The sequence below is a fragment of the Cobetia sp. genome (assembly GCF_983723665.1).
In genome coordinates this window covers 25,286-27,279 of the sequence record NZ_CFDJES010000028.1, presented here as the reverse complement: position 1 = coordinate 27,279, position 1,994 = coordinate 25,286, and the positions used below count along the sequence as shown (strand labels likewise).

General features: G+C 68.5%; 2 protein-coding genes. Both read right to left on the bottom strand.

From position 1 onward, the window contains the following. The coding region (gene modC, locus AC4FAH_RS04825; protein WP_490245725.1) for a molybdenum ABC transporter ATP-binding protein at positions 1-1,168 on the bottom strand (1,168 nt) is incomplete at its 3' end. Beyond that, complete coding sequence (gene modB, locus AC4FAH_RS04820; RefSeq protein WP_054555674.1) at positions 1,161-1,853, bottom strand: molybdate ABC transporter permease subunit; 693 nt, start codon at positions 1,851-1,853, stop codon at positions 1,161-1,163. The genes modB and modC, both read right to left, overlap by 8 nt. Positions 1,854-1,994: the final 141 nt, after the last annotated feature.

Genomic DNA, 1,994 nt, shown 5'->3' with positions numbered 1-1,994 from the left:
TCGGCTGGGCCGCACTCGGCTGGGCCGCATTCACCACAGGGATGTCGTCATCCATGGCGTCCAGGCTGATCACGTCGGGGCCCGAGAGCGCCACGCTGGAAATCAGCGCCTTGACGCCCAGCCCGACCTTGAGGCCCAGCTCCTGACACACCAGACGATCGACTCGCGCCCTCACCCGCTGGCCGGCGATGCCCAGCACCAGCTCGGCGCTGGCATGGCCGCGCTCGCTCTCGATCTCGTGGATCACGGCCGGCAAGGCATTGCGCAGGCTGGTGTGGGTCGGCGTCTCCAGCGCGATGCTGATGTCACGCGCCCGCAGCCGCAGTCGCACACGACGCCCCACCGGCATCGCCAGCCGCGCCAGCTTGAGGCTCAGCCCGGCGCCCAGCCCCAGACGCGTCAGCTGCCAGTCATCATCGTGCGACAGCACCTCGGCGGTCAGCAGCGAGCCCGCTTCGAAGCGGCCGGTCTGCGGTGCCAGGTCCAGCCGTGACAGCATGTCACCGATCTCGCCGCTGGCGGTGATGCGGCCGTTGTCCACCAGCGCCAGGCGGTCGGCGACCGCGAACAGCTCGCGGGTATCATGACTGACGAACAGGATCGGGATCTCGATCTCGCGCGCCAGCCGCGCAATGTAGTGCAGCAGCTCCTGCTTGCGAGCGCCGTCGAGGCCGGTCAGCGGCTCATCCAGCAACAGCATGCGCGGGCGTGACAGCAGGGCGCGGCCGATCGCGACACGCCGCGCCTCGCCACCGGACAGCTGGCCGGGCATGCGCGACAGCAGGTCCTCGATGCCCAGCAGCGTCACCATCTCATGCAGACGTGACTGGTTCTGTTGGCGCTGGGCGGGTGTCAGGGCGCGCGGCATGCCGTAGCGGAGATTGCCGCGCACGCTGTAGTGCGGAAACAGGCGCGGCTCCTGGAAGACGACCCCGAGCCTGCGACGATGCGCCGGCACGAAGATATCGTTCTCGCCGCCCGTCAGGCACTCGCCATCCAGGCGCAGATGGCCATGGTCGGGACGCTCGAGGCCTGCGATCAGGCGCAGGATGGTGGTCTTGCCGCTGCCGGAGCGCCCGAAGAGCGCCGTGACGCCGCGCGCCGGCACCTTGAGCGTGGCATCCAGCGTGAAGGCGCCCTGCTGACGATGGAGATGGAAATCAAGCATCACGCCCCTCCATGCGCAGTCGCGCGCGACGTGCCAGCCATTCGGAGGCCAGCAGCGACAGCATCGCGATGACGACGGCGATGGCGCACAGCCTGGCCGCGGCGCCTTCCTGGCCCGGGGTCTGGATCAGGGTATAGAGCGCCAACGGCAGCGTGCGGGTCTCGCCGGGGATATTGGCGGCGAAGGTGATGGTGGCACCGAACTCCGACAGCGCACGCGCGAAGGCCAGCATGCCACCGGTGAGAATGCCCGGCAGCGCCAGCGGCATGGTCACCGTGAACAGCACGCGCAGCGGGTTGGCCCCGAGGGTGCGAGCTGCGGCCTCCAGGCCCGGGTCGATGGCCTCCAGTGACAGGCGCATCGCGCGCACCATCAGCGGAAAGGCCATCACCGCCGCCGCCAGCGCCGCGCCCTGCCAGGTGAAGGGCAGCACGATATCGATCCTGGCCAGCCACTGGCCGATGGCGCCATTGCGCCCGAAGGTGACCAGCAACAGGTAACCGACCACCACGGGCGGCAACACCAGCGGCAGATGCAGCAGACCATCGACCAGCGCCTTGCCACGAAACTCACGTCGCGCCAGCCACCAGGCCGCCGCAAAACCGGGAATCAGGCTCAGGCCGACCGCGACGCAAGCTACCTTGAGGCTCAGGCTCAGGGCTTCCCATTCCAGCGCACTCAGCATGGATCTTCCTCAGACGAAGACAGGTTCTCGCACATGACGTGACGCCAGGAGCCGGCAGACAGCCCTGCCCGCCTTGATCACGCCGATGTGACAGCAGGCTCCCAGTGTAGCGGCCTCATCTTGTCGATGACATGCCAGCGT